Below are 23,629 nucleotides of genomic sequence, written 5' to 3'. Positions count from 1 at the left end.
GTCAGCGGCCGGTGGCGAGGAGCCGCGCCAGCGCCACGGCGCCCGTGCGGCCGTCCGTCACCGGGGTGATCATGAGGTCGAGGTGGGAGAGCCCTTCGGTGAGCGGGGCGAGCAACGGGCCGTCCGGAGCCACCAGTCCGCCCGTGACGGCGAGGGATTCACCCGGACGCGGCCCCAACGCGGCGACGGTTGCGGCCAGATGAGCGGCCGCCTCCCGGAGAATGGTCACGGCGACCGCGTCCTTCTCCGCCGCCGCACGCGCCACCAGTGGCGCGAGATCGGCCAGCCGTACCGGTGGGCGGTCCATCACGGCCGGCAGGAGACACGCCCGGTAGGCCGCGCGCGACTCCGGCCTCCAGAGCACGCCCTCGGCCGGGGGCACGGCGCTCGCCGGAATCCCCAGGGCCCGCCCGACCGCCGCCGTCAGTGCCGTCGGTTCGCCCCTGCCGTCCGCGGCGCGCAGGGCCGCCCGTGCCGCCTCGCGCCCGATCCAGAACCCGCCGCCGTCGTCCCCGAGCAGCCAGCCGTCCCCGCCGGAGGTGGCGACCAGCGCACGCCCCTCGATCCGGGCGGCGACGGCACCGGTACCGGCCACCAGGGCGAGTCCGTCGGCCGGCTGCCCGGGCGCCCCGGCGAAGGCCGCCTCGATGTCGCTGTAGACCTCGACCGCCTGGGTTCCGATGCCCAGCCGGGTCAGCGCGGTGCTGAGGGCGGCCCGCGCCCGCACCCGGCCCGGCTCCTCCTCGGGAGCACGGGCGGCGCCCGCGAAGCCGCCGGCCACCGCGGCCACTCGCTCGCGTCCCGCCTCCGGCACGGCCGACGCGACCGCCTCGGCCAGGTGATCGGCGAGTTCCGGCCCGGGGACGGTCAGCGCGTTGCCCGGCCCGGCTACGCCCTCCCCTATGTTCCGTCCGTCCCGCGCGTCGGCGAGGACCGCCCGGGTGCGGGTACCGCCGGCGTCGATTCCGACGACCCAGGCCGAGTCTTGGTTCAAATCACTATTCATTGATCTCCATGGTGGTTGATACATTCGCCGCAGGCAAGGTTCCGAGGAGGATCCGAGGCCCCCGAGGAGGACGCCATCAGCACGCCCCCGCCCGTTCCCGAACTCCGCTTCGGCGTCAACTACACCCCGCGTCGGGGCTGGTTCCACGCATGGCACGACTTCGATCCGGACCAGGCCCGCGAGGACCTCGCACAGATCGCCGGGCTCGGCCTCGACCACGTCCGGGTCTTCCACCTGTGGCCGCTGCTCCAGCCCAACCGCGCCCTGGTCCGCTCCGCCGCCGTGGACCAGCTCGTCCAACTGGTCGACCTGGCCGCCGGGTTCGGCCTCGACGTCCTCCTGGACGGCGTCCAGGGCCACCTGTCGAGCTTCGACTTCTACCCGGAGTGGACCCGCAGCTGGCACCACCGCAACGTCTTCACCGACCCGGAGACCGTCGCGGCCCAGGCCACCCTGCTCCGCACCCTCGGCCGTGCCCTGTCCGACCGCCCGAACCTCATCGGCCTCCAGCTCGGCAACGAGCTCAACAACCTGGTCGAGCACAACCCGGTGACGGTCGCCGAGGTGGACCACTACCTGGACACGCTGCTGGCGGCGGCCCGGGAGGGGCTGGGCGACGGCGTCGGGCTGGTCACCCACTCCGCGTACGACGCGGCCTGGTACGGCGACGACCACCCGTTCACCCCGGCGGCGTCGGCCCGCAAGGGCGACCTGACCACGGTGCACCCCTGGGTGTTCTCCGGCGACTGCGCCCGCCGCTACGGCCCCCGCTCCCCCCAGGTGCGGCACCTCGCCGAGTACGGCACCGAACTGGCCAAGGCCTACGCCGTCGACCCCGCCCGCCCGGTCTGGGTCCAGGAGACCGGCGCGCCCGAGCCGCACATCCCCGCCGCCGACGCGCCGGACTTCGCCCGTGCGACCCTGCTGAACGCGGCGGACTGCGCGCAGCTGTGGGGTGTCACCTGGTGGTGCTCCCACGACGTGGACCGGAGCCTCGCCGATTTCCCCGAACTCGAATACACCCTGGGCCTGTTCGACTCGACGGGCCGACCGAAGCCGATCGCCCACGCGCTCGCGGAGACCGTGGCGGAGCTGCGCGGCCGGCGCTCGACGACGACCCGGGAGACCGCGCTCGTCCTGGACTGCACCCCGGCCACCCGTGCGGTCTCGGGTCCGGGCGGCGCCTTCTTCGAGGCGTGGACGAGCCTGCGCGCGGAAGGCGCCAGACCGGCGATCGTCCTGGCGGAGCAGGCCGCGGACGACCACTGCCTGGCGACCCGGGGCATCAGCGAGCTGATCCGGCCGTAGGACCGGCGCCCGACAGCACCTCCGCCACCGCACGCAGGTTGACCCGCCCCCTTCCGTACGCGCACAGCGCCTCGCCCTCCGGGAGCCCGGTCGAGACCGTCACCGCGTCCGGGCGGTCGGCCAGCAGGGCCTCGCGCAGCCGCCGCTGCCAGGGATACAGCCCGGCGTCGCAGACGGCGACCACCAGCGGCCGCCCCTGCGCCGCCCCCAGCAGTTCGGCCACGACGGCCTCGCCGGGCTCGCTTGTCAGCGCTGTCCCGATGGCCGCCGGGTCCAGGGCCCGCACCTCGGTGAGCAGGTCCTCCCCGCCCCAGTTCAGGGCGGGATGCGGCGGCGGGAACAGGTCGACGACGTACGCGCCCGGCACGGGCGGGGGCAGCGCACCCCGGCTCCGGACGGCCCGCCGTGCGGCCGCCGATCCGGCGCCCTCGTCCCAGGGGGCCACCGCGGCGGGCGCGGGCGGGGTGGCGTACCGGCGCGCGAGCCGTCGTACCCGGGCCGCCGCCGCCTCGACCCGCTCCCGGGCCAGTTCCCCGGAGCACAACCCGTCCAGGACGGCGTCGCGGCAGGCGAGGGTGGTCTCCAGGTGCGGTACGGCGACGATGACCTGGTCGGCTCCGGCGGCGAGGGCGATCCGGGCGGCGGCGGCCTCGCCGTAGCGGCCGGCGATGGCCTTCATCTCCAGCGCGTCGCTCACCAGCACGCCGTCGAAGCCGAGTTCGCCGCGCAGCAGGTCGCCGAGGATGCGGGGGCTGAGGGTGGCGGGGCGGTCGGGGTCGAGGGCCGGGAAGACCACATGGGCACTCATCAGCATCGGCACGCCGGCGTCGATCGCGGCCCGGAAGGGGGCGAGGTCGAGGTCGCCGTACGGTCGTGGGTCGACCGCGGTCTCGTGGTGGCTGTCGGTGACCGTGCCGCCGTGGCCGGGGAAGTGCTTGGCGCAGGAGGCGACGGAGCGCGCCTCGGTGGCGGCGATCCAGGCGCACAGGTGGCGGGAGACCAGGTCGGGGTCGGCGCCGAAGGCGCGGGTGCGGACGATCGGGTTCTCGGGGCGGTGCTGGCGGTCGGCGACCGGTGCGTAGGAGACGGTGATGCCGAGCGTGGCCAGGTGACCGGCGAGGGCGTCTGCGCAGGCGGCCGTGAGGGCGGGGTCGTCGACGGCGCCCAGGGCCCGGGAGCCGGGCACCTCGGGGGCGCCGGCGCCGACCAGGTGGCCTATGCCGCCGCCCTCGTTGTCGATGCCCACCAGTAGATCGGGGCGCAACTCCCGTAGTGTGTCCGTGAGTTCACGGACCTGGTCGGCGTCGCGGATATTGCGGGTGAAGAGGATGACGCCACCCAGGCCGCGGTCGACGAGCCGTTTCAGGGTGTCGGGGACGGCCGTCGTACCTTCGAATCCCGCGACCAGACAGCGGTGTGCGGCCTCGTCCAGGGTCTCGGACAGGTCACCGGGGCCGTACGCGTGGTGGGTCACCCCGCGAATCCTCTGGCTCACTCAACCAAAAGTCAACGACCTCTCGGATCATCCATTCACACTTGCGTGCGTCTCGGCGGGGTGTGAGGATCCGCACGCCCTACGGCATTGCGTCGGGCGGGCCGGCACGCAAGAGTGTTCCAACCGCCTTACCCAACCAGCGAGATGCTTCCGTCGACCGCCGCACACGGTGGCCCGGGCGAAGAGGAAGAGAAGCGCGTGAGCCGCATATCGGTCCGGGGAATCGCGGTGGCGTCGGCCACCGCGGTCACCGCTGTCGGAAGTGTCGTCGGTGTCGCCTCGGGCAGCAGCGCGCAGAACAACGACGCGGACGCGACCGCGACCGATGCCACCCTCCTCGCGGACCTGCCGACGGGTCAGCAGGCGCATGTTCAGACCGCGTCGCTGACGCAGCAGGCCGACGCCATGGCCGTGCAGGCGGACGCGAGCGCCCGCAAGGACGCCGAGCAGGCCGCGCGGGCGGCGGCGGCCAAGGCCGCGGAGGCGAAGAAGGCCGAGGCCAAGGAGCGCGAAGAGGCCAAGGCCGCGGCCGGCGACCCCGCTGCCGGTTTCCCCGTGCAGAGCTCCTACACCGTGGCGCAGATCAAGGCGATGGCCGCGCAGATCGTGGGCAGCAGCCAGTTCCAGTGCTTCAGCAACATCGTGGACCACGAGTCCACCTGGAACTACCTCGCGGTCAACCCCTCCTCCGGCGCCTACGGCCTCGTCCAGGCCCTGCCCGGCAACAAGATGGCCTCCGTCGCCTCCGACTGGCAGACCAACCCGGCCACCCAGATCAAGTGGGGCCTCAACTACATGAACACCACCTACGGCAGCCCCTGCCAGGCCTGGGCGTTCTGGCAGGTACACCACGCGTACTGAGCGGCCCTGACGCGGCAGGTCCGGCCCGCTTCGGGCGAGGACCGCAGCAGGCGAACGCCGACGAGCCCCCGTGCGTCGTAGGTGTGGACACGGGGTCGGCGCCGGGAATCGTGCGGCCTCTGCGCGCCGTGCCCCGGTAGGGATCGCGGAGATCCCTCGTCGGACGCCTTCCGGGGGAACATCATGACCACACGAGCGAAGCACCTCGTCAGCCTGCTTCTCGCGCCCTTGCTGGGTGCCTGTCTGCTGGCCGGCTGCGACAGCGGCCCACGAGCCGACGACGACACGTCCCAGTCGCCGCGGCAGCGGGAGCGGGCCCGTCAAGTGGCCGACGCCTGGCGGGGATCCGCGGCGGCCACCGCATGGAGCCAGGGGTACTACCCCATGGCCGACGCGGTACAGGCACCGGAGTCCGGTTGGCACAGCCAGGCGGACGAACATGCCTACGAGAACAGGAACTTCGCGCTGCGGGGCAAGCTGCCCGCAGGCACCGCCGCGCAGGGGAAGGTCGGCTGGCCCAGCGGGGACACACTGACCCGGCCACTGTGGGCAGCGGAGCAGGCTTACCGCTCGTTCGCCCTCGACGACGGCGCGGGCCCCCGGCTGACCGTGACGGGAGCGAAGCTCGGCACGACGACCATCGCCACGAGCCGGGGAACGGCCACCGTTCCCGCCTGGCTGTTCGCACTGGACGGCTACGGCACCCCGCTCAAACGGGTCGCCGTCACCCCGTCGAAGCTCCCCCGGTCGCCGATCGCATCGACTTCGCAGGGGTCTGCCGGCGGCCTCTGGAGCATCCCCGAGATGACCGGGAGCGCCGCGGACGGCCGGTCCGTCACCGTGGAGGCCGCACACGGAGCCTGCGACGACGGCCCCGTCGTCAGGGCGCTGGAGACGGACGAGAGCGTGGTGCTGTACGCCTCCGTCGCGGGAGCCAGGAGCGGCCCCTGCACCGCCCAGATGCTCATGCAGGACGTCGAGGTGGAGCTGCACAAGCCGCTCGGGGATCGCGTTCTCCTCGACGCCGTCGCCGGCCGGCCCGTGCCCTACGGAGAGCCCGGGGGGCCGTCGCCGAGCTGGTCCTAGCGCGGCAGCGAGGCGACGGGGATCGAACCCGCTGCTGATCCCCGTCCAGGGCGATCACCCGGTGGACCGGCCCGGCCTCCGGGTGAAACGCCGCAGCCCCCGTCGCGTGGGCCTGAGGGGCTCGTCCTCGGGGGCGACCGGCCCCTGACCCGCCGTCAGGGCCGGTGCCGCGGCCGGAGCCGGTACCACACGGTCGCCCCGTGCGAGCCGGGTCCGTACGGCCTGGGCCATCGCCTGGTGGGCCGGTTCCCGCAGGTGGCCCTCCGCGGACAGGTGCTCCCACATGTGCAGCAGCTCCTGCCCTCGGGTGGCCACCTGGCCCTCGTCCATCAGCCGCTGCCACGCCGCGGTGGCGCGAGCCACCTCGGGCGCCGCCCGGCTCAGGTCGGTGCGGCAGCGGATGCGCGCGACGGTCAGCGCGAGGACGGTGGAGAGCATGTAGTCACCGCGCAGATACGCCAGGTACGCCTCGATCGCCCGTGCCTCCAGAGCCAGTTCGTCCTCCGCGCCCCTGCGCAGTGTCAGGTGCTCCCGCAGCGCACTGGCGAGGACGGAGGCGGCGTGCAGCTCGCCGCGCTGCGCGTGCTGGGTGATGCGTTCGACGCGGGCGAGCGGAGGGAACGCCTCCTCCTCCGCGGCGGTACGCTCGCGCCCGGGCGGCAGGTCCTCCTCGTCGGCGATGGTCCGGCTGGAGCCGTCGGGATACACCCGCAGGCGTGCCACCTGCAGCACGGTGCGGTCGATGACGGTGGCCGCCACCGGGGCCCGCAGGGTGCGGGCGAACATGGCGATCGCGTCCAGGATCGCCTCGTTGGGGGGCCGCGTGCCGCCCATCTCCAGCAGATGACCGTTGACCACCGTCGACCCGTCCTCGGCCACGTAGGCGTCGAGCCGGATCAGCGGCGGTGCGCTCACCGCGGGCAGGTTTCCCTGATTACGGGGGGTCAGTGAGTAGGTCATCCGCTCAGACTCCGGGTCGGACGACACCGAGAACGGGCATGGAGGCGGCCGGAGCGGTCGTGACCGTGCGTCCGGGCCGCGGGGCGTGGACGATCTGTCCGTCCCCTATGTACATGCCCACGTGCGTGGCGTCGTAGTAGATGATCAGGTCTCCGGGCTGCACGGAGGCCAGGCCGACCCGGGTCAGTCCCTGCCACTGCGCCTGTGAGGTGCGGGGTATGGGGTGCCCGGCCGCCGCCCACGCCGTGGAGGTCAGTCCCGAGCAGTCGTACGACGAGGGGCCCACGGCGCCCCACACGTACGGTTTTCCGATCTGTGCCAGCGCGAAGGCGACGGCCTTGGCGGCCGCTCCGCTCGCCTTCACCCGGCTGCCCGAGCCGGTACCGGCGGAGGTGTCGTCGCCGGAACCGGGGCCCGTCCACCTGGACTTGGCCTGCTGCGCCTCTTCCTTCTCCAACTGGGCCAGCTGGCGGGTCTGTTCCTTCTTGAGCCCCGCTTCGATCCGCTCGGCCTCGGCGATCTTCTTCTCGATCTTCCGTTTCGCCTCGGCCTTTTCCGCGCGGGTGGTCTTCAGCTCCCGCAGCTTCTCGGCGGCGGCGTCCGTCTGCCGGCTCAGCTCCGCGCGGGCGTTCTTCTGGGTCGCGGACACCGTGACCAGGTTGCGCAATGCCTGGCGGGCCTGGGACGCGTCGTCCAGGGCGTGGTCCGGGTGGTCGCCGAGCAGCAACTGGATGCCTGTGGAGTCGAGATTGCCCCCGCGGTACTGCGTGCGGGCGGCCGCACCGGCGAGGTCGTGCAGATCGTCCAGCCTGTCCTCGGTGCGGGCCAGGTCCTTGTGGAGCGACGCCAGCCGCTTCTCCTGCCCGGCCGCCTTCACGTCGGCGGTGTCGTACGCCTCGGTCGCCACCTCCGCCTGGCGGTAGAGGCCGTTCAACTCGTCGTGGATGTCCTCGATCGACTTGCCGTTCCGCGGATCGGGTTCGCGCGGGGTCGCGTAACTCGGGCCCGGTAACAGGACGATCGCGCAGACGAAGGCTGCTGTGGCGGCTCGGCTCCGCAGCCGTCTGCCGCGAGTCGACACATTCACTCGATCACAGTACCCCCCATGAACGACCCGCCCCTTGTGTCTCCGGACGCGTCAACCTCCCCCCGCGCAACCCGTCCACCGCTGCCGCGGCCGGACACGGCCGGCGGAAGGAGGGAGATCATCCGCATCGTCCTTTCCCGGGGTTCCCCGGCCCCGGGGCACAGCGGGGAAGAAAGAACGGCTGGTCACAGCAGTACTCACCGAGGTTCACCGAGCAGGACGGTCCCGTGCGGAAGCCGCCACCTCGCCACCGCCGGCCCCGCTCTCCACCATCCGGTCGATGTCGCGTCTTCGCAGTGCACAACCGTCCGCCACCCGCTCCGTTCCGAAACGGTCGGTTCGGCCAGGAGAGCGGGCACGGCCAAGTGCCCTCAAACCCGCGAACATTGCACTCGAAGCCGTCATCCGGCTAGCCGCACGTCAGTGTCGGTACCGCCCAGTCGCCGTGGTCGTTGCCGTTGCCGTCGCCCGCGTCGCCGACCTTGAGGTCGAGCACCTGGGCGCCGCTGACGTCGACGTCGATCGGCACCGCGGCCTGCTTGCCGCGGATCGTCGACGTCGCCACCAACGTCCTGCCGTCGGCGATCACGGAGAACGTCACCGATCCGGCACCGCCGGTCTCGTCGTCGACACCGACCTGCGCCGTCAGCCGCGAGCAGTTTCCGGCGAGGTAGAGCTGGACGTCGCTGACCGAGTTGGTGCCCAGGCCCTTGGCGTGACCGACACCGGCGATGGTGATCGGACGGCCGTCCCCCGCCGCCTGTTCGCCGACGCTGGTGTCGCGCTCCACCGGCCCCCACCCGTTGGTGGACGACAGGAACGGCAGGTCGCTGACCGCGCTCTCGCCGGCCGGCGGAGCCGGCGGGATCCCGCCGACGATGCGCTCGTCACCGCCGGTGGCCTGCCGTCCGCTCTGCACGTAGTCGACCGTGGCGGTGAGTGCCGAGGCGGACGGCAGGGTCCCGTCCGGTGGCTGGACCTTCCAGGTGAAGGTGGCCGATCCGCCCGGTCGTACGCGCTGGACCGTGGCAGGGCTCGTGGCGGTCACGCTCCAGCCGTCGGGGGCGGAGAGCGAGGCCGTCAGGCGGGAGGCGGACGGCCGGTCCTTCGGCACCCGTACCGTGGCCTCGGCCGTGAAGGCCTGGGCGGACTGTGCGGTGTCCGGCACGTCCAGGTTGACGTCCGCTCCCGGGCGCTTCGGCATCGCGTACTTCACTGGGTCGTAGCGGGGGCTGTCGTTCTGTGCGACGCGCAGGGAGGAGGCGTAGCTGCCGTAGTCGGTGAGGGAGACCTTGCCGAGCCCGCCGGTGCTGCCGTCCAGGTTCCACACGGCGATGGCGATGCTGTTGTGGCCGTTGGGGTTGAGGATGCCGTTGGGCACGGGGAAGGTGTGCTGCGGGCCCAGGTAGTTGACGTAGTTGCCGACCTGCCAGCCGTTCACGAAGATCGTGGCACGGTACTTGCGGGACGGGTCGTCGGTGAAGGTCAGCCCGAGCGAGGTGTCCTGACCGTGCGGGAGGTCGAGGTCGGCGTCGGTGCGGTACCAGGAGACGCCGGGACGGGTGTCGGTGGCCGGCAGGGACACCTGGTCCCAGTTCCTGTCCGGGTAGCCCGGCAGGGACCAGCCGGCCCGTTCGCCGTAGAGGCCGCCCGTCGAGAGCGGGCCGCGCACCGTGTCCTGGAGGTCCTCGCCGCCACGTACGCCCTGCACCCGCCAGGTGACGGAGGTCAGCGGCGCTCCGACGAGGGAGGCGCTGGTGAGGCCGCGTGCGGTCTTGTTGCCGTTGGTCGAGTTGTAGTCCTCCTCGTGTCCCATGTTCACGGTGAGCACGGAGATGACGTTGTCGCCCGTGGAGTTCACCGAACCGGCGGGGAAGGTGAAGTCGGCGCTGCCGGTGGTGGAACTGCCCAGGAAGGTGCCGTTGAGCCAGGCGGAGAACGCCTGCGCGTCTCCGCCGGAGTCCGAGACCAGGTGGATGCCGGTCTCCCTGCCGGTCGCGCGGAAGCGGCCGCGGTACCAGGTGTTGCCGGTGTGGAAGCCGTAGTCGTCGGCGTAGAGCACCGGCTGCGAGTCGCTGCCGGAGACGCTGTTGGTGGTCGTCCTGTCGGCCACCTGCCAGCCGGAGTCGTCGAAGCCCGGGGCCGACTCGGGGGATTCTTCGGCGTGCTTCCAGTTCGTGAGTGCAGGCAGGTCGACCGGGGCGGCCACCGGGATCGTCCCGGTGCGGCTCGCCGTGTCGGTGGCCTGGGTGTGAACCGTCCTGCCGTTCCAGGTGACGCGGTCGGCGGCGGTGAACACCTCGAAGTTCTTGTCGTCCGCGTTGTCGCCGCTGAGGGCCACGGTGTGGCCGTCGTCGAGGCTGGTCGCCGTGCGCAGGAGGTGGGTGCCGCGCACGAGCACCGGGCCGGTGGCGGTGTCCTGGCGCCAGAAGGTCTCCGCCGTGGCCTTGTCGCCGACGAGCAGCAGGAGCGGGCGCTTCCCGTCGCCGCTGATGCTGATGCGGATCAGGCCCTGGTGGCTGTAGTTCAGCCGCAGGTCCCCGGTGGTCGCGTCCCAGGTGGTGGTGACGGTGCCGCCGGTGGCGGTCACGGTGGGCTCGGTGGCGTAGCGGAGGACGGTCTCGCCGTCGCTGCCCTTGTCGCCGTAGAGCACGGCGACGTCCCGGTTCCCGATCGTCGCGCTGGTCATGATCTCCGACGTCGAGTACTGCAACTGCGAGTCCCCGAGCCGGTAGTTGGCGACGATCACGTGCGAGTCGCGGCCGTCGAGGGTGATCGCGGTGCCGGGCTGCTGGGGTACGACCGGGTAGGTCGGCTCCGAGGCGGAGTCGCCCGTCGGCACGTCGATGGCGTCGACGGCCACGTAGTTGTCCGTCGAGGCCGAGCTGTGGTTGCCGTCGACGACGATCTTCAGGGTGTGGGCACCCGGCGTCAGGCCGGTCTTCTGGAAGAGCACTGCCTGGTTCTCGCTGCCGGAGTCGTCGACCGTCGCCGCCTTGGTGCCGTCGAGGTAGACGTCGGCGTAGCCGTGGTTGCTCGTCTTCGAGCCGATCCAGCGGATCGCCGTGCCGTCGAAGGGCACGGTGAGCGAGTCTCCGGCCTTGTTCGAGAACGACTCGGTGTGCTTGTAGTCGCCGCCGGTGTAGCTGGTGTTGGCCACGTGCGACCACGAACCGGTGTACTGGAGCGCGGAGTCGGGGTCGTCCCAGGTGTAGGTGGTGTCCGCGGCCGGCTGGGCGTTGAAGTCCAGTGCGATGTGGGTCCTGTCGACCGCGGTGGACGTGGAGTTGCCGTGCCGCAGGACGTGGAACTGGGTCCTGGTGTCGGGGTTCATCCGGGCGGTGTCGACGACGGCGGAGTCGTCCGGCGGGGTGGCCCTGATCGCCTCGGTCTCGGTCAGCGGGGCGACGGACTGGGTGAAGTACCCGATCAGCTTGTCCTCGTAGTACTTCGGGTCGAGCTGGCGGGTCTCCCGGATCGCGGCCCCGTAGTCGTAGGACGTGTAGTTCTCCGGCATGCCCAGCCAGCCCCAGCTGGTGCCGCCGTAGGTCATGTAGAAGCTCTGCGCGGTCGCCCCGACGGCGATGTTCTGCTTGTAGAAGACGTCGGCGAACTGATCGTTGATCAGCTGGGCGCACTTGTCGTAGCCCGGTCCGCCCCAGGGGTCGAAGGCGCCGCCCTGGAACTCCGGTGAGTACAGCGGCTTTCCGGCCGGGTGGTCGTAGCTGATGTCGGGGACGCCGTTCCACTTCGAGGGGTTCGAGCAGTCGAAGCCCTGCGGGTAGGAGTCGGGGCCGTCGACGTCCAGCGCTCCGGTACCGGAGTTGAAGGTGCCGTTGTTGTTGCCGGTCAGCGGCACCGTGATGCCGTCGGCGCGGGCCTTGTCCTCCAGGTGCTGCATGTAGGAGCGGCCGGCGGCCGAGCCGTTGTAGTACTCGTTCTCGACCTGGTAGGCGATGACCGACCCGGTGCCGTTGGTCAGCTGATGGCGGGCGATGATCCGGTCGATCTGCGTCAGCCACTCGTCGGCGTACTTCAGGAACCGCGGGTCGTCGCTGCGGTTGTTCCCGGCCTTGGTGGTCAGCCAGCCGGGCAGGCCGCCGCTGTCGACCTCCGCGTTGATGTACGGCGCCGGGCGGGCGATGACGTAGAGCCCGGCCTCCTGGGCCATGTCGAGCAGCTTGTCGACGTCACGGACCCCGGTGAAGTCGTACACACCCGGCTTGGGCGAGTGGTAGCCCCAGTCGAAGTACAGCGAGGTGGAGTTGAAGCCGGCGGCCTTCATCTTCTGGAAGATGTCGCGCCACAGGTCCTGGCTCGGCAGCCGGAAGTAGTGGAACTCGCCGGACCAGAGATAGGTGCGCTTGCCGTCGACGAGGAACGAGTAGCCGTCGAGACTCACCGTGTGCGCCTGCGGGGCGGCGACGGGCGCCGCGGCAGGCGCCTGCTCGCCGGCGTCCTGCGCCGCGGCGGGCGCGATCATGCCCGCGGCCAGGGCGATGGTCGCCGCCGCCGCGAGGACGGGCCGCCACCATCGACGGCCAGCGGGTCTCGCTGCCTCTGAACCGATCCGATCACTCCGCACCGCGGCCTCCAGAGCGACTGAGCAATCAACACCAAACAGACTCGGGCAAAGTCGAACAGTAAGGGTGCGCAAGGCTCAACACAATGGGGCGGGAGAACACGGCCGAGGTGGCAGAGGCGGCTCATAACACCCGCCAGGCGGGCGGTCACTGACATCACGTCAGACGGTGCCGCCGCCCGCCGCACTGTGGCTGGTGCAGCGGCATACGCATCGCTCCGGCCGAGGCGTTAGGTTCGGTCCATGGCTACTTCTGGGCGTAAAGACGGCGGAATGCACACTTCCGCCGCGGTGGAGTCCGTGCTGCGGGAGCAGTTGGCGAACGGGACGTACCGGGTGGGTCAGCAGCTCCCGACACAGCGAGAACTGGCCGGGGAGTTCGGGGTGAGCAGGGACACCGTCCAGCGGGTACTGCGGAGGCTGGCCGACGAGGGCTGGATCGCCACCCGGCAGGGCAGCGGCATGCGTGTGCTGCGGGTGCCCCGGGCGGAACCGGCCGGCCCGTCCCTCGGACGCCCGGGCACAGCAGCGCTCGGACCACTGCTCCATCGCGCTTTCGAGCAGCCCGAAGTCCTCGTCGACACCTTCACGTTGACGTCCGAGACTCTCTGGAGCCATCTGAGGGCCCAAACCGAACGGGTGCTCATGGGGGAGGTCGGGCCGGCACGTCTGCGGCTGCGCGTCCTCCTGCCCGCGGAGACGGTGCGGCCGGCGTACCCCGCGGCCAAGGACCCGGACGACGAGCGGGTATGGCTTCGCTGGAAGGCCATGACCCGACGGCACGCGACCGGGATCACCGACCTCATGGCGCACCTGCGCGAACTGGGCGTCGATGCCGGTGCGGAGTTCCGCCGGGTCGCCGTGACCCCCCAGTGCAAGCTGTACTTCATCAACGACGACCTGCTGTTCGGCCTGTACGAGCCGGTCCCCCGCACGATCGTCGTCGACGACGGAACGCCGGTGCCCGCCGTGGATGTACTCGGCCTCGGTTCCGTACTCCGGCACTACCGTGGCGACGAGGAACCGGAGTGCCCGGACGGCCGTGTGTTCGCCGCCGCACGGGCAGGCTTCGACGCGTACTGGGAGCATTTGAGCGTTTCCGACACCGGACGCTGAGTTCGACGCGAGGCGGACGCGCGGATGTGGGGGCGCTGTCCGCCTCGCGAAGCCGGCCATGTTCCGCTCCAGGTCGAACACGTGGATCCCGGGCTCGGGTTGGGTCACCTCGTTCGGCGTCAGCTCCCGTTCCCGGCGTACCGGCCCGTCCCCCGTCCACCTGCCCGACGATCAGCCCAGGGGCAGGTTGACGCCGGGAGAACAGCCGATCTACGGTGTGCGCGAGCTACGAGTTCCGGTGATCAAGCCCTGGCTGGCCGGACGGCAACCCTCGACGCAGTGGGGTGCCCCAGGTGACGGCTCGGCGGATCTCTTCTTTCTGCAAGTGCGCTCACATCGGCCCCGAGGCGGGCCAGAACCCGGGAGGACGGCATGGCGAGAGCGCTGGTGCTGTGCTCCCGGCTCCATGTCGACCTGCTGCTGGTGTCCAGCTGTCTGTGTCGGGGCTGATCCCGCCCACCGCGGGTCGGCAGAGCTGCCGCCGCCCGTCGCCGTAACCCTCGCTCCCCCTTCGCTCACCTGATCTCCCTCACCTGACCTCGCACGCCGTGGCGCGCCCTGCGCCTCGGCCGTCCAGCGCACCCTCGATGCGGAAGCAGAGACCACTGATGGCATTCCACACCGGCCCGGCGCCGTACAGACCCCTTCGCCCCGGCCTCGGCGCGATCTCCCTCGGCACGGCGTTCCTGGTGGCCCTGACCGGCTGCACCAGCAGCAAGGACGGCAGCACCGCGAGCTCCGCCACGGCGCTCACCGTCGGTACGACCGACCAGGTCACCAGCCTCGACCCGGCGGGCGCCTGGGACGCGGGCTCGGGCACCGTCGAGAGCGAGGTCTACGCGACCCTGCTCAGCCAGAAGAACGGCTCCGCGGCCGTCTCCCCGGACCTGGCCACCGGGATCAGGCTGACCGGGCCCAAGGAGTACACGGTCACCCTCCAGAAGGGCCTCAAGTTCGCCAACGGCCACGAACTCACCGCCTCGGACGTCAAGTTCAGCTTCGACCGAGACCTGAAGATCGCCGACGAGAACGGCCCGTCGTCACTGCTGTACAACCTCGCCTCGGTCGCCGCCCCGGACCCGACCACGGTCGTCTTCACCCTCAAGTCGGCCAACGACACGCTGTTCCCGCAGGTGCTGTCCACGGCCGCCGGCTACGTCGTGGACGAGCAGGTGTTCCCCGCGGACAAGATCCTCGACGACAGGTCGATCGTCGCGGCCAAGCCGTGGAACGGGCCGTACGGAGTCAAGAGCTACGACAAGAACTCGCTGGTCTCCTTCACCGCCAACGCGGAGTACAAGGGGCAACTCGGCACGCCGAAGACCAAGAACGTCCAGCTGAAGTACTACACGGACGCCGGAAATCTGAAGCTCGACGTCCAGCAGGGCACCATCGACGCGGTCTACCGCACGCTCACCACCACCGACCTGGACGACCTCGCCAAGCAGAAGGACATCAAGGTCCACACCGGCTCCGGCAACGGCATCCGCTACATCGTCTTCGACCTGGCGAGCCAGCCCTACGGCACCAAGGCGAAGAACGCCGACGCGAAGAAGGCCCTCGCCGTCCGGCAGGCGGTCGCGGACTCCGTCGACCGGTCCCAACTCGCCCAGCAGGTCTACAAGAACACCTACCAGCCGCTCTACAGCTCCGTCCCGGACGGCCTGACCGGCGCCACCCCCTCCTTCAAGTCGCTCTACGGCGACAAGAAGGGCGGCCCCGACAAGGCCGCAGCCGCGGCCCGGCTGAAGGCGGCGCAGGTCAGCACCCCGGTCACGCTCAACCTCCAGTACAACAGCGACCACTACGGCTCGTCCTCGGCCGACGAGTACGCGCTGATCAAGTCCCAGCTGGAGGCCACCGGGCTGTTCAAGGTGAACCTGCAGTCCACCGAGTGGACCCAGTACGGCAAGGACCGCGTCAAGCACCTCTACCCGCTCTACCAGCTCGGCTGGTACGCCGACTACCTCGACGCCGACAACTACCTCTCGCCCTTCTACTCGGCCAACAGCTGGGTCGCCAACGGCTACGACGACTCCGCCGTGCGCGCGCTGATCCAGAAGGAGGAGACCCAGACGGACGCCACGAAGCGGACCGAGCTGCTGAAGCAGGCGCAGGACAGGGCCGCCGCGCAGGTCCCGCTGCTGCCGCTGCTCCAGGGCTCCACCGCCATCGTCACCCGCACCGACGTCAGCGGTGTGCCGGTCGAGCTGGACGCGACGTACCAGTTCCGCTGGGCGGGGCTCTCGAAGAAGTGAGCACTCTGACGCAGGAGACCCCCGGCGCCGTCGCCACCCCGGCCGACGGCGCCGCCGGGCACGGGTTCGCCCGCTACCTGGTGGTCCGCTTCCTCCTCATCATCCCGACCGTGCTGATCCTGGTCAGTCTGGTCTTCTTCCTGATGCGGCTGACCGGCGACCCGATCACCGCCGCCTTCGGCGACCGCCTCACCCCGGACCAGCTCCAGGCCAAGCTGCACCAGGCGGGCTACGACCGGCCGTTGCTCACCCAGTACCTGGACTACCTGCGCTCGCTGGCAACCGGCGACTTCGGCCGCACGGTCACCGACAACCAGCCGGTCACGCACGTCCTCGGCACGTACGGCGCCGCGACCGTCGAACTCGCCTGCTACGCACTCCTGGTGGCCCTGGTGATCGGCGTCCCGCTGGGCATGGTGGCGGCCTCCTACCGTGACCGGGCACCAGACGCGGCGCTGCGCCTGTTCGCGATCCTGACCTACGCCACGCCCGTGTTCTTCGTGGGCCTGCTGCTGAAACTGGTCTTCGCGATCTGGCTCGGCTGGCTGCCCGCGTCCGGCCGGGCGAGCACCGGCGTCCAGCTCTTCCTCCAGGACCAGACGAGCACGACCGGCGTGTACCTGATCGACGCCCTGCGCAGCGGGGACGGCACGGCGATCGCCGACGTGCTCCGGCACGCCGTGCTGCCCGGACTGGCCCTGGGTCTGCTGGTGGCCGGGGTGCTGCTGCGGCTGGTGCGCACGAACCTGATCGGGACGCTCTCCGCCGAGTACGTGGAGGCCGCCCGCTCACGGGGCGTGGCCCCGCTCCGCCTGGTCACCCGGCACGCCACCCGGCCCGCGCTGATCCCCGTCGTCACCGTGCTCGGACTCCAGGTCGCCGGGCTGCTCGGCGGGGCCGTGCTCACCGAGACGACATTCGAGTGGAAGGGCCTCGGCTACGAGCTCGCCCACTACCTGACGGTGCGTGACTTCCCGGCGGTGCAGGGCATCGTGGCCCTGTTCGCCGTCGTCGTGGCGATGACGAACTTCCTCGTCGACGTAGTGGCCGCACTGATCGATCCGCGAGTGAGGTACTGAGAGATGGCGCTGGTTCTGGCACGACGGCTGCCGCTGCGGCTGCGGACGGGCGCGGGAGTACAGCGTGCCATGCTGCTCACCGGCCTGGTCCTGACGGGGCTGTTCGTCCTCACCGCACTGCTGGGGCCACTGATCGCCCCGCACGGCTACGCCCAACTCCGCGACAGCAACGGCCTGTTCGGCTCCCAGCAGCATCCGGGCGGCGGCCATCCGCTGGGCACGACCATCGCCGGGTACGACGTCCTGTCCCGGACGGTCTGGGGCGCCCGGACCGCACTGCTGATCATTGTCGCCGCACTGTTGCTGTCGGTGGTGCCGGGCACCGTGCTCGGACTGGTCTCCGGCTACCTCGGGGGTCGGCTGGACCGGCTCCTTGTGGGGCTGGCGGACGCGCTGTACGCGTTTCCTCCGCTGCTGCTCGCCATCCTCATGTCGATCGTGATCAGCAGTGGCCGGTCGAGCCTCGTCGGCGGTCTCGGCGCGGCCGCCTGCTCGGTCGCGGTGTCCTTCGTCCCGCAGTACTTCCGGGTGGTACGGGCCGAGGTGATCCGGGTGAAGGCCGAGCCGTTCGTCGACGCGGCCCGGGTGATCGGCACCGGACCCTGGCGCATCATGACCCGGCACGTGCTGCGCAACTCGGTGCGCACCCTTCCGCTGATCTTCACGATCAACGCGTCGGAGGCCATCCTCACCCTCGCCGGCCTCGGCTTCCTGGGCTTCGGGATCGAACCCAACTCCGCCGCCGAGTGGGGCTACGACCTCAACCGCGCGGTGGCCGACGTCACTTCGGGCATCTGGTGGACGGCGATCCCGCCCGGCCTGGGCATCGTGCTCACGGTCCTGGGCACGACCCTGCTCGGAGAGGGCCTCACCGACCTGGCCGACCCGCGGCTGCGGCGCCGGACCGGTGCCCCCGCCCTTCCATCGGCCCTTCCCCCAGCCCTTCCCACGGACGGAGGCGGGGACGATGACTGACCTGCTGCGCATCGAGGACCTGCACGTCGGATTCGCCACCGACGCCGGCCCGGCGCCCGCCGTCCGCGGGGTCAGCCTCTCCGTCGCCGCCGGCGAGGTGCTGGCCCTGGTCGGCGAGAGCGGCAGCGGCAAGACCGTCACCGCCCGGTCGGTCCTCGGCCTGCTGCCCGGCACCGCGACCGCCCGCGGCCGGGTGCTGCTCGGCGACGGCACCTCGGAGCCCGCGGAGGACGTGCTCACCGCGTCCCCGGCCCGGCTGCGCGCCCTGCGCGGCACGCACGCCGCGATGGTCTTCCAGGAGCCCTCCACCGCGCTCAACCCCGTCTTCACCATCGGCTGGCAGCTCACCGAGGGCCTGCGCGCCCACGGGCGCGGCGGCAGCAGGGCCGAGCGGCGGGCGCTCGCCGTGGAGTGGCTCGACAAGGTCGGCATCCCCGACCCGGCCACCCGCGTCGACCACTATCCGCACCAACTGTCCGGCGGCCAGAAACAGCGCGCGGTCATCGCCATGGCCCTCGCGCTGGGCACCCGGCTCATCGTCGCCGACGAACCGACCACCGCCCTGGACGTCACGGTCCAGGCGGAGATCCTGGAACTGCTCCACCGCTGCCGCACCGACTTCGGTACCGCCGTGCTGCTCATCACCCACAACATGGGCGTCGTCGCCGACCTCGCCGACCGGGTGGCGGTCATGCGCGCGGGACAGGTGGTGGAACAGGCGCCGGTACGCGATCTGTTCGCGGCGCCCAAACACCCGTACACCCGGGAACTCCTGGCCGCCGTACCGGACTTCGGTACCGGCGGACGCACCGGGCCGGAGCCGGCGGACGGCGGGGAGCAGCCGGTCGTGCGCGCCTGCGGACTGGTCGTCGACTACCCGGGACGGCTGGGGAGCAGGGGCTTCCGGGCGGTGGACGGGGTGAGTTTCGAGATCCGGCCGGGTGAGGTGCTCGGGCTGGTCGGCGAGAGCGGCAGCGGCAAGACCACCATCGGCCGGGCCATCGCCGGGCTCACTCCGGTGACGGGCGGACAACTGGAGCTGTTCGGCGAACCGTCGACCCGGAAGCGGAAGAAGGCGGCCGGGCGGATCGGCTACGTCTTCCAGGACCCCGCCACCAGCTTCAACCCCCTGCTGACGGTCGCCGAGAGCGTCGCGGAACCCCTCGTCGTGCACCGGCGGGAGCTGGGCGCGAAGGAGATACGGGCGCAGGCCGAGTCGCTGCTCGAAGCGGTGCGCCTGCCCCGCGCCTACGCGTCCCGCTACCCGCACGAGCTCAGCGGAGGCCAGCGCCAGCGCGCCGGCCTCGCCCGGGCGCTCGCGCTGCGGCCCGGGCTGCTGATCGCCGACGAGCCGACCTCCGCGCTGGACGTGTCCGTGCAGGCCAAGGTGCTGGACCTGTTCGGCGAGCTGCAGCGGGAACTGGGCTTCGCGGCGCTGTTCGTCAGCCACGACCTGGCCGTGGTCGAACAGGTCGCCGACCGGGTCGTGGTACTGCACCGGGGCCGGATCGCCGAGGAGGGGCCCACCCGCCGGGTACTCGGCAGCCCACAGGACGACTACACCCGCCGGCTCGTCGCCGCCCTGCCCGTGCCCGACCCGGCCCGGCAGGCGAGACGTCAGCGGCACCCCCTCACGGAAGGAGCGGTCGGCTCATGACCGACGGCACACTGATCGACGAAGTACTGCGCGGCACACCCGTCTTCGACGGGCACAACGACCTGCCGGTGGCGCTGCGCGCGCGGGCCGGCTACAGCGTCGAAGGCCTCGACGAGGGCCGCCCCGACCTGCACACCGATCTGCCCCGGCTGCGCGCCGGCGGGGTCGGTGCGCAGTTCTGGTCGGTGTACGTCTCCTCCCGGCTGCCCGAGCCCGAGGCCGTGGTGGCCACCCTGGAGCAGATCGACGCCGTCTACCGGCTCGCCGCCCGCTACCCCGACGCCCTGCGGATCGCCTACACGGCGGCCGACGTCGAGCGGGCGTTCGCCGAGGGGCGCATCGCCTCCCTGCTCGGCGTCGAGGGCGGGCACAGCCTCGCGGAGTCGTCCGGTGTGCTGCGCTCGTACGCCCGGCTCGGCGTGCGGTACGTGACCCTCACGCACAACGACAACACCTCCTGGGCCGACTCGGCCACCGACGAGCCGGTGGTGGGCGGTCTCAACGGCACCGGCCGGGCGATCGTCGCGGAACTGAACCGCACCGGCGTCCTCGTGGACCTCTCCCATGTCGCCGAGTCGACACAGCGCGCGGCCCTCGCCGTGTCCACCGCACCGGTCCTGTTCAGCCACTCCTCGGCACGCGCGCTCAACGACCACCCCCGCAACGTGAGCGACGGGGTGCTGGAGCTGCTCCCCGGCAACGGGGGCGTCATCCAGCTGACCTTCGTGCCGTACTTCGTCTCCGCCGACGTCGCCGCCTGGGGCCGGGCGCTCCAGGACGAACGCGCGCGGCTCGGTCTGTCCGCCGTGCCCTGGAGCTGGCCGCGCGCACCCCGGCCCGGCGAGGACCCGGCGGGGGTCGCCGAGGAGCACGCGGAGGTCTACGGCGCGGCACCCGACGACCGGTTGAAGAAGTGGCTGGATGCCCACCCCCGTCCCGAGGTGACCGTCGCCCACGTCGCCGACCACGTGGAGCATGCCCGTGAGGTGGCCGGGGTGGACCACATCGGTCTCGGCGGCGACTACGACGGGGTGGACCACCAGCCGACCGGGCTCGCCGATGTCTCCGGCTATCCGGTCCTGCTGCGCGAACTCGCCGACCGGGGCTGGTCCCGGCCCGAGCTGGAGGCCCTGACCGGTCGGAACGTCCTACGGGTCCTGCGCGCGGCGGAGGAGCGGGCCACCGAGCCGCTGTGGCCCACGGCCCCGCTACGCTGACGCGGCGGTGAGCCCCGGTGTGGTCCGCGTCGCTCGTTCTTGACACCCGGCGGGGCGGGCGACGTACGGTGAACCGATCGGTTTCTGACGGGTGGAGGCCCTTGATGCACGTATCCGGCGCGACACCCCGGGGTGGGCGCTGTGGCGTGCGACTGATCACGCGCCGGCATGTCGACTACTGCCGCACCTGCTCCGCCGTCTGTCCTTGCGGCCACCGCCTCTGACCCCTGCCGGCCCGTCCCGCCGGTCGTCGCCGCGCGCCGTGGCCGCAACCGGTCCTTCGCGGCGTAGTCACGCCCGGCTCACGCGCCGTCGCCCAGCCCAGCCCCGCCCAGTCCCGCCCCGCTCTCGTCCTGCGCCGTCGCCCGGTCCCTCGTCGTGACCGCGTGGCCGCACGGCCACGAGTTCCCGCGTGTTTCCCGGAAGGAACGTCCATTGTCCGGCCCCGCCCTGCACCTCGCCGTCGAGATCGACGGTGACGGCGCCCACCCCGCGGCCTGGCGCCGCGCCGCTCACGCACCCGACCAGTTGCTCACCCCGCGCCGCGCGGCCGGGCTCGCCGCCGTGGCCGAGAACGCCGGGTTCGCCCTGGTCACCCTGGCCGACGGGGTGCTGCCGCCCGGTGCCGCGCCGGATCCCGTCGGCCGTATCGGCGCGGTGGAGCGGGCGGCCTTCGTCGCGGCGTCCACGAGCGCCATCGGCATCGCGCCCGTCGTACCGGTCACGTATGCCGAACCCTTTCATGTCTCCAGCCAGTTGGCGTCCCTGGACCACGTCTCGGCGGGCCGCGCCGGGTGGGTGGTGACGGAGGAGGACCGCCTGGGGGCGGCGCGTGTCTGGGGGCGGCCGCCGGTCGCCGACGCGGCCGGGCGGGCCCTGGAGACCCGGGACGGGGTGGAGGTGGCCCGTGCGCTGTGGGACTCGTGGGAGGACGACGCGGTCATCAGGTCCGTGGCCACGAGCCGCTACCTCGACCGCGACCGGCTGCACTACATCGACTTCACCGGCGAGACCTACGCCGTCAAGGGCCCGGCGATCGTGCCGCGCCCGCCGCAGGGACAGCTCGTCGTCCTGGGCCGCCCGGACCTGGTGCCCGCCGCGCTGCTCGACGTCGCCCTGGTCGAGGGCCGCGACCCGGCGTCGGTCGCCGCGGCCGCCGCGGGCGCCGGTACGCCCCGCGTCTTCGCCGAGGTCGAGGTGGCGCTGGACACGCCGGACGCGACCGGCGCCGAGCGCGTCGCCGACCTGGCGCGGTACGCGCCCTGGACCGACCGCGGACGGCTGCGGCACGTCGGTTCCGCGGACGGACTGGTCTCTCTTCTCGACGAGTTGAGCCGTCACGTCCACGGGGTGCGGCTGCATCCGCTGGTGCTGGACGAGGATCTCGCCGTCCTCTCCCGCCTCGTCCTGCCGGCCCTGTCCGAGCGGCGCCTCGTCGCCCGCCCGCTGCCCGGCACGTCCCTGCGCTCGGCCCTCGGCCTGGAGCGCCCCGCCAACCGGTTCGCCGCCGCGGCCGTCCAGGAGGAAGCCCGATGACCCGCACCGACCCCCTCGACGTCCCGCGGCCGCACGCCCAGCTGCATTTCGGGGTGTTCTTCCAGGGTGTGAACCACTGGACCATCTGGTCCGCCCCGGACAGCGGTTCGCAGATCGACCCCGCCTCCTTCCGGCGGGTCGCCCAGACCGCCGAGCGGGGCCTGTTCGACGCGTTCTTCCTCGGCGAGGGCCTCAGGCTGCGCGAGGTCGACGGCAGGATCCACGATCTCGACGTGGCCGGACGGCCGGACGCCATCACCCAGCTCGCCGCGCTGGCCGCGGTCACCCGCCGGATCGGCCTGGTCTCCACCTCCAACTCCACCTTCAACGAACCCGCGGACCTGGCCCGCCGCCTCTCCGGCCTCGACCTGCTCTCCGAAGGCCGGGCCGGCTGGAACGTGGTGACCACGGACAACGCCTGGACCGGCGCCAACTTCCGCCGGGGCGGCTATCTCGACCACGCCGACCGCTACCGGCGCGCCGAGGAGTTCCTCACCGTCGCCCGTGCCCTGTGGGACGGCTGGGACGACAAGGCGGTCGCCGACTCCGTGGACGCGCCCGCCTGGTCGGTGCCCGGCGCGGTACGCCGAGTACGGCACCGGGGACCGCAGTTCGACGTCGATCTCGCCCCCACCCTGCCGCGCAGTGCCCAGGGCCACCCGGTGATCTTCCAGGCGGGTGACTCCGGTGACGGGCGCGACTTCGCCGCCCGCAACGCCGACGTCATCTTCTCCGCGCACGGCAACGACTTCGACGACGCGCTGGCCTTCGCCGAGGACATCCGGCGCCGGCTGCGGACGGTCGGGCGGCCCGACGACGATCTGCGGATCCTGCCCGGCACCGAGATCATCATCGGCGCCACCGAGGAGGAGGCGGAGGAGAAGAAGCGCTGGATCCGGCTCCAGCAGGTCACTCCCGCGACGGCCCTGGGGATCGCCGGGCTGCTGTGGGGCATCGACCTGTCCGGCCGCGACGCCGACGGGCCGCTGCCCGCGGAGGACCCGGTCGTCGCCGAGAACGACGGCTCCTTCGGGGCCCGGCGGATCGCCGACCCGCGCACGGTGGTGGCCGAGTGGCGGGCGAAGGCTGAGGCGCACGGCTGGTCGCTGCGTGAGACGGTCATCGCGCTCGGTCCGCAGCGCGGCCACGTCGGCACCCCGTCCGGCCTGGCCGACAAGTTCGCCCGCTTCGTCCGGCACGGCGCGGTCGACGGCTTCAACGTCACGCCGTACCTCATCCCCGGCGGCCTCGACGACATCGTGGACCTGCTCGTCCCGCAACTGCAGGAGCGCGGGGTCTACCGCACCGAGTACACCGGCAGCACGCTGCGCGAACACCTCGGCCTGCGCGCGCCCCTCACCCACCGCTCCGCCCCCGAGCGACGGGAGGCGGGCTGACCGGCACGG

16 protein-coding genes and 1 riboswitch are annotated in these 23,629 nt (G+C 72.0%); of the genes, 11 read left to right on the top strand and 5 right to left on the bottom strand.

All coding sequences use genetic code 11. The features are described from left to right. Position 1: 1 nt before the first annotated feature. Positions 2 to 1,006, bottom strand: a complete 1,005-nt coding sequence (locus tag ACFWPS_RS30525; protein WP_383710588.1) for a BadF/BadG/BcrA/BcrD ATPase family protein — start codon at positions 1,004 to 1,006, stop codon at positions 2 to 4. Positions 1,007 to 1,021: 15 nt separating this feature from the next. On the opposite strand from ACFWPS_RS30525, the gene ACFWPS_RS30520 reads away from it, so the two are divergent. Beyond that, on the top strand, positions 1,022 to 2,314 hold the full coding sequence (locus tag ACFWPS_RS30520) for a glycosyl hydrolase (protein ID WP_383710585.1): 1,293 nt from the start codon (positions 1,022 to 1,024) through the stop codon (positions 2,312 to 2,314). Here the strand turns inward: ACFWPS_RS30520 and ACFWPS_RS30515 are convergent. Beyond that, positions 2,292 to 3,788 carry a glycoside hydrolase family 3 N-terminal domain-containing protein gene (locus ACFWPS_RS30515; protein ID WP_383710582.1) on the bottom strand — a complete coding sequence of 499 codons (1,497 nt, stop codon included), beginning with the start codon at positions 3,786 to 3,788 and terminating at the stop codon, positions 2,292 to 2,294. The genes ACFWPS_RS30520 and ACFWPS_RS30515 overlap by 23 nt on opposite strands. 219 nt (positions 3,789 to 4,007) lie before the next feature. On the opposite strand from ACFWPS_RS30515, the gene ACFWPS_RS30510 reads away from it, so the two are divergent. Both ACFWPS_RS30510 and ACFWPS_RS30505 read left to right on the top strand, forming a co-directional pair. Next, a complete protein-coding gene (locus ACFWPS_RS30510; RefSeq protein WP_383710579.1) occupies positions 4,008 to 4,670 on the top strand; it encodes a transglycosylase SLT domain-containing protein in 663 nt (220 codons plus the stop codon). Between the two features lie 183 nt (positions 4,671 to 4,853). Then, a complete protein-coding gene (locus tag ACFWPS_RS30505; protein ID WP_383710576.1) occupies positions 4,854 to 5,756 on the top strand; it encodes a hypothetical protein in 903 nt (300 codons plus the stop codon). Positions 5,757 to 5,810: 54 nt separating this feature from the next. On the opposite strand, the gene ACFWPS_RS30500 is transcribed toward ACFWPS_RS30505, so the two are convergent. The 3 genes from ACFWPS_RS30500 to ACFWPS_RS30490 all read right to left on the bottom strand — a co-directional run bounded on the left by ACFWPS_RS30500 (position 5,811) and on the right by ACFWPS_RS30490 (position 12,286). Continuing rightward, positions 5,811 to 6,716, bottom strand: a complete 906-nt coding sequence (locus tag ACFWPS_RS30500) for a hypothetical protein (protein ID WP_383710573.1) — start codon at positions 6,714 to 6,716, stop codon at positions 5,811 to 5,813. Between the two features lie 4 nt (positions 6,717 to 6,720). Continuing rightward, the gene (locus ACFWPS_RS30495; RefSeq protein WP_383710570.1) at positions 6,721 to 7,803 is read right to left on the bottom strand and encodes an NlpC/P60 family protein; all 1,083 of its coding nucleotides are present in this window, start codon (positions 7,801 to 7,803) and stop codon (positions 6,721 to 6,723) included. A gap of 409 nt (positions 7,804 to 8,212) precedes the next feature. Beyond that, positions 8,213 to 12,286 carry a beta-galactosidase gene (locus ACFWPS_RS30490; RefSeq protein ID WP_383710569.1) on the bottom strand — a complete coding sequence of 1,358 codons (4,074 nt, stop codon included), beginning with the start codon at positions 12,284 to 12,286 and terminating at the stop codon, positions 8,213 to 8,215. Positions 12,287 to 12,658: 372 nt separating this feature from the next. On the opposite strand from ACFWPS_RS30490, the gene ACFWPS_RS30485 reads away from it, so the two are divergent. The 8 genes from ACFWPS_RS30485 to ACFWPS_RS30450 all read left to right on the top strand — a co-directional run bounded on the left by ACFWPS_RS30485 (position 12,659) and on the right by ACFWPS_RS30450 (position 23,620). After that, on the top strand, positions 12,659 to 13,501 hold the full coding sequence (locus ACFWPS_RS30485; RefSeq protein WP_383710565.1) for a GntR family transcriptional regulator: 843 nt from the start codon (positions 12,659 to 12,661) through the stop codon (positions 13,499 to 13,501). A gap of 224 nt (positions 13,502 to 13,725) precedes the next feature. Next, positions 13,726 to 13,835, top strand: a riboswitch (SAM riboswitch). 274 nt (positions 13,836 to 14,109) lie between these two features. Continuing rightward, the gene (locus ACFWPS_RS30480; RefSeq protein ID WP_383710563.1) at positions 14,110 to 15,759 is read left to right on the top strand and encodes an ABC transporter substrate-binding protein; all 1,650 of its coding nucleotides are present in this window, start codon (positions 14,110 to 14,112) and stop codon (positions 15,757 to 15,759) included. Next, positions 15,756 to 16,838: an ABC transporter permease gene (locus tag ACFWPS_RS30475; RefSeq protein WP_383710561.1), complete on the top strand. Its 1,083-nt coding sequence runs from the start codon at positions 15,756 to 15,758 to the stop codon at positions 16,836 to 16,838. The genes ACFWPS_RS30480 and ACFWPS_RS30475 overlap by 4 nt, the downstream gene beginning before the upstream one ends. A gap of 3 nt (positions 16,839 to 16,841) precedes the next feature. After that, positions 16,842 to 17,813: an ABC transporter permease gene (locus tag ACFWPS_RS30470; protein WP_383710558.1), complete on the top strand. Its 972-nt coding sequence runs from the start codon at positions 16,842 to 16,844 to the stop codon at positions 17,811 to 17,813. Further along, positions 17,806 to 19,470, top strand: coding sequence for a dipeptide ABC transporter ATP-binding protein (locus tag ACFWPS_RS30465; RefSeq protein ID WP_383710554.1), 1,665 nt, complete (start codon positions 17,806 to 17,808; stop codon positions 19,468 to 19,470). Before ACFWPS_RS30470 ends, ACFWPS_RS30465 begins: the two co-directional genes overlap by 8 nt. Continuing rightward, on the top strand, positions 19,467 to 20,687 hold the full coding sequence (locus ACFWPS_RS30460; protein ID WP_383710552.1) for a dipeptidase: 1,221 nt from the start codon (positions 19,467 to 19,469) through the stop codon (positions 20,685 to 20,687). Before ACFWPS_RS30465 ends, ACFWPS_RS30460 begins: the two co-directional genes overlap by 4 nt. A gap of 435 nt (positions 20,688 to 21,122) precedes the next feature. Beyond that, on the top strand, positions 21,123 to 22,223 hold the full coding sequence (locus ACFWPS_RS30455; protein ID WP_383710549.1) for an LLM class flavin-dependent oxidoreductase: 1,101 nt from the start codon (positions 21,123 to 21,125) through the stop codon (positions 22,221 to 22,223). Further along, a complete protein-coding gene (locus ACFWPS_RS30450) occupies positions 22,220 to 23,620 on the top strand; it encodes an NtaA/DmoA family FMN-dependent monooxygenase (protein WP_383710547.1) in 1,401 nt (466 codons plus the stop codon). Before ACFWPS_RS30455 ends, ACFWPS_RS30450 begins: the two co-directional genes overlap by 4 nt. Positions 23,621 to 23,629: the final 9 nt, after the last annotated feature.

Source organism: Streptomyces sp. NPDC058457, from assembly GCF_042720695.1.
GTDB lineage: Bacteria > Actinomycetota > Actinomycetes > Streptomycetales > Streptomycetaceae > Streptomyces.
This window is presented reverse-complemented; position numbering and strand designations above follow the sequence as displayed.